General features: G+C 31.0%; 7 protein-coding genes, 1 pseudogene and 1 riboswitch. Of the genes and pseudogenes, 4 read left to right on the top strand and 4 right to left on the bottom strand.

Annotated elements, in window-relative coordinates:
- Both JJE11_RS09705 and arcA read right to left on the bottom strand, forming a co-directional pair.
- Positions 1-345, bottom strand: a pseudogene (locus JJE11_RS09705) (ornithine carbamoyltransferase subunit F); the annotation flags it as partial.
- 54 nt (positions 346-399) lie between these two features.
- Positions 400-1,623 carry an arginine deiminase gene (gene arcA, locus JJE11_RS09700; protein ID WP_291635004.1) on the bottom strand — a complete coding sequence of 408 codons (1,224 nt, stop codon included), beginning with the start codon at positions 1,621-1,623 and terminating at the stop codon, positions 400-402.
- A 596-nt stretch (positions 1,624-2,219) separates the two neighbouring features.
- Here arcA and JJE11_RS09695 point away from each other — a divergent pair.
- Positions 2,220-2,468, top strand: a complete 249-nt coding sequence (locus JJE11_RS09695; protein ID WP_291635002.1) for a hypothetical protein — start codon at positions 2,220-2,222, stop codon at positions 2,466-2,468.
- A 164-nt stretch (positions 2,469-2,632) separates the two neighbouring features.
- Here JJE11_RS09695 and dhaS read toward each other — a convergent pair whose 3' ends face one another.
- Positions 2,633-3,214, bottom strand: a complete 582-nt coding sequence (dhaS, locus tag JJE11_RS09690) for a dihydroxyacetone kinase transcriptional activator DhaS (RefSeq protein WP_291635000.1) — start codon at positions 3,212-3,214, stop codon at positions 2,633-2,635.
- A gap of 237 nt (positions 3,215-3,451) precedes the next feature.
- On the opposite strand from dhaS, the gene JJE11_RS09685 reads away from it, so the two are divergent.
- The gene (locus JJE11_RS09685) at positions 3,452-4,012 is read left to right on the top strand and encodes an rRNA adenine N-6-methyltransferase family protein (RefSeq protein ID WP_291634998.1); all 561 of its coding nucleotides are present in this window, start codon (positions 3,452-3,454) and stop codon (positions 4,010-4,012) included.
- 48 nt (positions 4,013-4,060) lie between these two features.
- Here the strand turns inward: JJE11_RS09685 and JJE11_RS09680 are convergent, their stop codons facing one another.
- Positions 4,061-5,254, bottom strand: a complete 1,194-nt coding sequence (locus JJE11_RS09680) for a M28 family metallopeptidase (RefSeq protein ID WP_291634996.1) — start codon at positions 5,252-5,254, stop codon at positions 4,061-4,063.
- A 347-nt stretch (positions 5,255-5,601) separates the two neighbouring features.
- Here JJE11_RS09680 and JJE11_RS09675 point away from each other — a divergent pair, with 347 nt between their 5' ends.
- Positions 5,602-7,764, top strand: coding sequence for a Tex family protein (locus JJE11_RS09675; protein WP_291634994.1), 2,163 nt, complete (start codon positions 5,602-5,604; stop codon positions 7,762-7,764).
- A gap of 58 nt (positions 7,765-7,822) precedes the next feature.
- Positions 7,823-7,936, top strand: a riboswitch (FMN riboswitch).
- A gap of 88 nt (positions 7,937-8,024) precedes the next feature.
- The coding region (locus JJE11_RS09670) for an ECF transporter S component (protein WP_291634992.1) at positions 8,025-8,470 on the top strand (446 nt) is incomplete at its 3' end.

The following is an 8,470-nucleotide window of genomic DNA, read 5'->3' as shown; positions in this document are numbered from 1 at the left end:
TGTATGCATTCTGTTTTCTGCTTCATCAAATACTATAGAATGTTCACTTTCAAATACTTCATCTGTAACTTCAAGACCTTCAAGACCATATTTTTCAAATATTTCTTTTCCTACGATAGTCTTTAAATCATGAAAAGCTGGTAGACAGTGCATGAATTTAACGTTTTTATTACCTGCCTTATTAAGCATTTCCATATTTACTTGGTAAGGTCTTAATAGGTCTATTCTAGATGCCCAAACTTCGTCTGCTTCGCCTATAGAAACCCATACGTCTGTGTAGATTACATCTGCATTTTTAACTCCTGCAGAAACGTTATCTGTAATAGTGATTTTTGCTCCTGTTTCTTAAGTTAAACATAATAAATTCCTCCTAATATTGGTGTTTCTATATTGTTATTTTTATAAGTTATCTCTATTAAGTGGCATACTCATACATCTTGGGCCGCCTCGTCCTCTTGAAAGTTCAGCACTTGGCATTGTGAGCACCGTTATACCCTTTTTTGATAAAATTTCATTAGTCACATAATTTCGCTCATAAGTTATAACTTTTCCAGGTGCAATAGCAAGAGTATTCGATCCATCATTCCATTGTTCTCTTGCAGCTACAATAGAGTCGCCACCACCGCATCTTATTAACTCAACTGAAGGTACGCCTAATGCTGACTTTAATATATTTTGTAATATATCTTTCTCATGTTTAATATTTAATTCTCCATTGGCGCCTTTTGTAATTTCAAAAACATTAAGAGGTCCTTCTATGGCAGGGTGTATTGTAAATTTATCATAATCAACCATAGTAAACACAGTATCAAGATGCATAAATGCTCTGCAAACTGGGATTTCCAATACTAATACTTTTTGGAAAGAAATATGTTTTTCAAATAAATTTCTTGCTACCACTTCTATAGCCTCAGGTGAAGTTCGTTGGCTACATCCTATTGCAAGAGTTGTGGAAGATAATATGAGCTCGTCTCCACCTTCAATATTATTGGGAAGGTTTCTATCATACCAAAGCGGAACTTCATATTTTTTAAAGGAACTATGGTATTCATGTATAAACTTAAGGAACATAGTTTCCCGTCTTCTTGCTTCAGTTTGCATAGTATTTATAGTAATACCATTTCCAATTGAAGCACCTGGATCGCGAGTAAAGTAAAGGTTAGGCATAGGATCTAAGTAGAAAGGGTACTGGGTTCCTATTAACCCTCTTAGAGAATGAATTTCTCTAACTGCTATCTCTTTTTTTCTAACTCCGGCCATAAGTATATCAATCATTTCGCTTGTAGGTTTCGCCATCAAATAAGAATAAAGCGATTCGTATATCTCTTTATTACTAATGTGACTTTCTTTCAAAAATTGTTGTAAGAATATCTTTTTTGTATTATCTTCATTCAAAGCTTCAGTAACGAGTTCTTCTAAATATAGAACCTCCACATCATTTTTCTTTAATATTTGTGCGAAAATATCATGCTCTTTTCTCGCAACTTCTAAATAAGGAATATCATCAAAGAGTAATCTTTCAAGAAGTTCTGGTACTAAATTTTCTATTTCTCTTCCGGGTCTATGTAGCATTACTTTATTAAGTTTTCCTATTTCAGAAGTTACATTTATAAATGATTCCATTTAATTTGTTCCCCCTATTCAATTTATCTATGTAGTCATTATAAAGTACAGGATTTCATAATGAAAACCCAATATTTAACTGAAATTACACATATATAGTGATTATTAGCATTGTTGCCAATATAACAGCATATTATTCTCTTAAGCTCTAATTTTCGCAAAAATACTATACATATCTATGTTTGAAATTAAATAACTAAGATTATGTGTATATATATTCACAATATTTTAATTTATAGTGTATAACAATAAAATTAATGTATAAACATTCAAAAAAAAACTTTTGAATGTTTATGCTTATAAATGTATAACCAGATTTGGATAAAAGCTATACAGCTTATAAGTTATTAATTGTAATATTCATAATTGTGAATATTAATTCAATTTTTACCATTATATTGATTAAAAAGGTTTGTATTATTTAATAATTAACAGAATGGTTACAATTTAGAATTTGATAATGTCTAATTAGAGTTAGTATAAAAAACAATTTTAGTCAAATAATAATAAATGCGTTAATATTTCATATCCAATTGAATTTACAAAACATAACTTTATTAATTAGAGTATGTAAAAAAAATTAGGAGGATTTATATATGAATACAACAATTATGGCTATTACTTTAGAGGTAAGAAATAGGTTTGCTCCAAACTTACAAGAAATTCTAACAAAACATGGTTGTATTATTAGCATGAGACTAGGACTACATGAAACTTCTAAAGAGTTATGTGCGGAGAGAGGTTTAATTTTGTTGCAACTTAGTGGTGAAGAAGAAGAGATATCTGCTTTAAAACAGGATTTGAGTAAGATTGAAGATATCAAAGTAAACACAATGACTATATAAACATGTAAAAGCGATATGGCAACTGATATGACTTTGAAATATGCCTTTAAAAACACTTAAAACTAAAAGTACAAATGTAATAATAAGAGCTATAATTAAATCCAAGTCATCACCCACTTTAAAAAAATGAAGTTGATACAATCTTTTAATACTTTATAAAATAGCTATATTTGGTTTTCTTTGTTAGAAGTAGCATACCTTGTCAAAGCGACCAGCATAGTTCCCTCAACCATATCATTTAATTTACCAACAATTGTATTTGGCGATTCTTTCATGCTATTTTTTATCCATTGTACTGTAATACCTACAAAGGCATGGGTATAAAAGTCCGCAATAAAGTTTTTATCAGGGACTGATACTTCTATTCCCGAGGAAATATCGTTTACCACTCCAATAATAAGATCATAGGTTTCTTTAAAAAGATACTCGTCAAATGCATTTTGACCTGGCGTATTAAGAGCATTAATATAAAATAACTTATTATTCATAAAATATACTAAAGTTTTATACATGCCATTAGTCCAGTGTGCATAGTTTCTGCAATCATCCAAATTTTCTATAGCCTCAGTATAGTAAATCCAGTTCACAAGATCAAATTTATCCTTGAAATGATAATAAAAGGTTTGTCTGTTAATGCCACAGTCATCCACAATTTCATGAATTGATAACTTAGCTAATGGAATTGTCTCCATTAGTTTTTTAATTGATATGGCAAGAGCTTTTTTTGTTATACGAGATTCTGACATTATTTTCACCTACCAATTGTAAGTATTAATAAAAATCAATAATACCTATAAATATCTTAATAATATCAACTTTTACTAATATTAGTATAACAAAATGAATACAAGCATTCAACAAAAAGACAAATACATCTTTGCTCAAAGCATCTATATTTAATCGTTTTCTTCTGAAAGAGTTCCTAATATATGTTATAATATTATGTATTAAGATATATACGATAAACATAGGGGGTTTCAAATATGAAAAGTATATTGTTTTTATTGCAATATATAACAAAGCCAAGGACAGTAGGTGCAATAATGCCAAGTTCAAAACATCTTGCTGAAAAAATGATAGGTGATATTGATTTTGGAAGTGCAAAGTACATAGTAGAATATGGTCCAGGTACAGGTGTATTTACTGATAAACTTATTAATGGGAGAAACAAAGACACTGTCATTTTACTTATAGAATTTAATTTTGAATTTTTTACTTCACTCATGGAAAGATATAAGGATGAAAGTAATTTATATGTCATTCATGGTTCTGCTGAAAACGTGGATACGTATTTGAAAGACTGCAATATGCCATACGTTGACTATGTCGTATCGGGGCTTCCATTTGCAAGCTTACCTAAGAATGTATCAGCAGCTATATTAACAAAAACAAAATGTATTCTTAATAAAGGTGGAAAGTTTATAACTTTTCAGTATACACTGTTTATGAAACAATATATAAATAAATATTTTGAGGTAATAAATGTAAATAAGGAGTATAGGAATATACCCCCAGCCTATATATTAAAATGTAGTAATAAATAGTAAAGCACCTATATTCTAGTGGATATAGGTGTTTTACTTGAATGTCCCTTATAGATGCGAGGAATTATTTTTTCTATTCTTCTTATAAAGTATGGAGAATATTAGGACCCCGAGTATAGAAATAAAAAAACATTCGTTATAATATATAATAATGAAATTATCTTTAAAAGTATATTTTACGATTTGCTTAGATGCTACATCATAACATCTTTCTATAGAATCTAAACTTATATTCTCATAAGTGTCCAGTGGGGTGTGTATTCGAGTCATATCATTGTCACAAAAAGTTATAGCCTCGATATTTTGGCGCCTGAAGCCTTCGTGGTCACTAGCATCTTCAAAAAGATAATTGAAAAAAATTTTCTCGGTTTTGCAAGTGCTTGAAACTGTTTTTATCAAAGGTGTATTAGCGGTGTCTTTTTTTCCGCCCATGATGCATAAGGGAACGGCATTATTACTTCCTATCATGTCGAAATTAAATACTTTACTATCTTTTATATCATCTTTATATTTTGAAATAAATGCATTCGAACCTAAGCACCCAAATTCTTCTGCATTAAACCCTAAGAAAAGAATGCTTCGTGATGGCTTGTCAAGGGATGTTAAATACTTACTCATTTCTAGCATGAAGGAAAGACCAGACGCATTATCTAGAGCGCCATTGTATATAGTACCATTTAAATCTGTACCTAAATGGTCAAAGTGTGCAGAAATAATTATTGGTGGAGCAGAGGTGTCCTTGCCTTCTAAATATCCCATAACGTTATTTATACTAGTTTGCGCGACCTCCATAGGAATAAAACAATCAACTGTGTTATCCTTGTTTAATAAATCTTTAAGCGCTACAAGAGTTTCCTTAGTAACCATAATATACATGTTATACTTGGAATCATACATAAAGGAACTTCTAAAGGATAAATCATTGCCACTTGGAACAAACAATATGAAGGGGCCATCAGCGGTATTAATCTGAAGAAAGTTATCTTTTAATGCCTTAATATTACTTTTGTCAAAGGTTAAATGATTTGTTTTAAAGTTTAACATATCTTCTTTAAAATCTTTACTATAAACAAAATCTTTTACTATATTACCATCTTTACCCGTTACCCTTAAATATGGAATATCTTTAATTTTCTTAGGGTAAAGTACTTTAAAGCTTTGAAATTCTTTACCTTTATAAGGTTTTAATCCGTTATTTTTGAATTCATTATTAATATAGGTAGCTATTTCTTGATTTTCCAAAGTGCCAGGTAATCTACCTTTAAATTGGTCCGAAGAGATATATTTTATATTTTGGTATACATTTGTAGGATTGAATCTATATAGGGTATAATACATATGTGAGCTATAAAAAAATAATAAAATACAAAAGGTTAAAAAACAAGAACATATTAATTTTTTCATTTAGTACTCCTATAAATTTCTATCTTTTATATAGATATGAGGATAGAATTCGGGGTATGATTAAATATGTTAATTTTAAAATATAAATTATGTGAGGAGGATTAGCTATTAAGTATATAAAATAAATAGATTGGAAATATGGATCCTATTTATTTGAATGTGCTTATAGAAATAGCTAGATAAATATGGAAGATATACAGATTAGATTAATTAAAGAATTTGGAATAACTAGGCAACAGTCGGAAAGTGTGATTGAATTATTAAATGAAGGGAATACAGTTCCTTTTATAGCTAGATATAGAAAAGAGAGAACAGGTGGACTTGATGATATAGTACTTAGAAATTTCACAGAGAGGCTTATGTATCTTAGAAATTTAGAAGAAAGAAAAACAGATGTAATACGTCTTATTGGAGAACAAGAAAAGCTAACGGAGGAAATTGAGAAGTCGGTAAAAAAATGTGAAACGCTTACAGAAATCGAGGATATATATAGACCCTTTAAGCCTAAAAAAAGAACTAGAGCTATTATTGCAATGGAAAAGGGACTTAAACCTCTTGCTGAAATTATTCTTGAGGGGGAGTTTAAAGGTGATATAAATGAATATGCAGAGAAGTTCATAAATGAAGAAAAAGAAGTGAAAAGTTCTTCGGATGCACTTCAAGGCGCAGGAGATATTATTAGTGAAATGATTTCAGATGAAGCTGATTATAGAAAATGGATTAGGGCGCTCGTGCATAATCAAGGTAACGTCGAAACAAAAGGAAGTTCAGATGATACTACTCCATTTGAAATGTATTATGAGTATAAAGAAGGGGTTAAATCTATTCCTCCACATAGAATTCTAGCTATAAATAGAGGCGAAAATAGCAAGGTGCTTTCTGTGAAAATTAAAGCTGATAATGATAAGATTACTGAGTACTTAAGAGCTAAATGTTTAAAAGGAAATAATGAAACTGATAAGTATATAGAGCTCAGTATAGTTGACTCTATAAAAAGACTTATATTTCCATCAATTGAAAGGGAAATAAGGTCAGAGCTCACAGAAAAAGGTGAAATCGGGGCAATAGACATATTCAAAGCTAATTTAAAGGCTCTTTTAATGCAGTCGCCTATAAAAGGAAAGGTAGTGCTTGGGTTTGACCCTGGGTTTAGAACGGGGTGCAAAATAGCTGTGCTTGATGACACTGGTAAGCTTCTAGATATAGCTACTGTATACGCTACTGCAGGCAGCAAAGACGGTGTTCAAAAATCTATAAGTATTATTAAAGAACTAGTAAAGAAACATAATGTAGAAGTTGTATCTTTAGGAAATGGAACTGCTAGTCGTGAGTCTGAAGAAATACTCGCTCAAATTATTAAAGAACTTAAAGAAGAATGCTCAAGAGATTTATATTATGTTATAGTTTCAGAAGCAGGAGCATCAGTATATTCGGCGTCAGAACTTGCATCTAAAGAATATCCAGATATAGATGTATCAATTCGTGGAGCTATTTCTATTGGTCGAAGACTTCAAGATCCATTAGTGGAACTTGTAAAAATTGATCCTAAAGCTATTGGCGTTGGACAATATCAACATGATGTAACACCTAAAAAACTTGATGAATCTTTAAAAGGTGTAGTTGAAGATTGTGTTAATGCGGTTGGTGTGGATCTTAATATTGCAACACCTTCTTTATTGGGTTATATATCCGGAATAAATGCGGCTATAGCTAAAAACATCGTAGCATATAGAGAAGAAAATGGAAAGTTTATAGCTAGAAAAGAATTATTAAAAGTAAAAAGACTAGGTGCAAAAGCATATGAGCAATGTGCTGGTTTTTTAAGAGTTATGGAGAGCAAAGAGTTTTTAGATAATACTTCAGTTCATCCTGAGTCTTATACCGCTGCAAAAGAGTTATTGGGTTTGCTTACGTATTCAAAGGAAGATCTTAAATCTTTAAATTTTAAAGATTTAGATGAGAGGATAAAAGATATTAATCTAAATGAACTCGCTGAAAAACTAGAAATAGGAGTACCAACTCTTAGAGATATTATTAAAGAGATTAAAAAGCCTGGTAGAGATCCAAGAGAAGAATTGCCGAAACCAATACTCAAAACAGGTGTAGTTCAAATGAATCATCTTAAGCCAGGAATGAAACTAATGGGTACGGTTAGAAATGTATCTGACTTTGGAGCTTTTGTTGATATCGGAGTTCATCAGGATGGGTTAGTACATATAAGCCAGCTATCAGATAAATTTGTAAAACATCCACTAGATGTGGTTAAGGTTGGAGATATAGTAGAGGTTAGTGTGATAGAAGTAGATGAGAAAAGAAAAAGAATATCACTATCAATGAAAAATCAATAATGATTATGTTGCTTTTTTTATAGAAAGTATATATAATTAAGTTATAAAAATAAAATTTAATAATCTTCAGGGCGGGGCGTAATTCCCCACCGGCGGTAAAGCCCGCGAGCCGTAAGGCTGATTCGGTTAGATTCCGAAGCCGACAGTATAGTCTGGATGAAAGAAGATGTGATATATATAAATTCGCCCTGACATAATTCTGTGTCGGGGCTTTTGTAATGTCCATCCCTAGAAGGTATATTTAATTAGGGGGTATAAAAATGAGAGACGAAAAACTTATTAAACTAATCAAAATTTCACTTTTATCAGTTATGGCTTTTCTTTTGATGTATATTGAATTACCACTTCCAATGTTTCCGGAGTTTTTAAAAATTGATATTAGCGACCTACCAGCACTACTCGGTGCTTTTGCATTAGGGCCAGTAGCAGGTGTAACTATTGAACTCTTTAAAAATATATTGCATGGAGCGTTAGCAACAAAAACAGCATTTGTAGGGGAGCTAGCAAATTTTCTTGTAGGCGGAGTTTTAGTATTCGTATCTGGACATATATATAAAGTTAGAAAAAGTAAAGGTGGAGCTATTGCTGGATTGTTAACAGGAGTAGTTTGTATGTCACTTTTTGCAGCAATATTAAATTATTTTGTTATATTACCTTTATACGAGACAGTATTAGGATTCAAAACAACTATGGTGGTAGCAGCGGG

It is taken from the genome of Clostridium sp., from assembly GCF_016650095.1.
GTDB lineage: Bacteria > Bacillota > Clostridia > Clostridiales > Clostridiaceae > Clostridium_AD.
This window is presented reverse-complemented; position numbering and strand designations above follow the sequence as displayed.